Below are 250 nucleotides of genomic sequence, written 5' to 3'. Positions count from 1 at the left end.
CTGTATTCTTGGCCAGCCTGTTGGTTTCCTGGGCTTTTACGCCCATTTCACCGATGATGCCTGCGTAATAGTCGAAAACAGTCGTCGTTTTTTCGCCGATTTGCATTTTTTTGGTGAAGACAGCAGCCAGATTTGTCGCGTTGGCGTTGTCACTCGCTTCACCATTCAGCGATGCGGCGACTTTATCGCCTTTTGAATTCATGATCTCATCGGCTACTTTGATTTTGCCGGCGGCTCCCTTTGCAGGCTC

1 pseudogene is annotated in these 250 nt (G+C 49.6%); it reads right to left on the bottom strand.

From position 1 onward, the window contains the following. A pseudogene (locus CF394_RS11330) lies at nt 1-250 on the bottom strand (flagellar hook-associated protein FlgK); the annotation flags it as partial.

The sequence above is a fragment of the Tetzosporium hominis genome (assembly GCF_002265435.1).
Classification (GTDB): Bacteria; Bacillota; Bacilli; order Bacillales_A; family Planococcaceae; genus Chryseomicrobium; species Chryseomicrobium hominis.
Note: the sequence above shows the minus strand (reverse complement) of the source record. Positions and strands in the feature narration are given on the sequence as shown.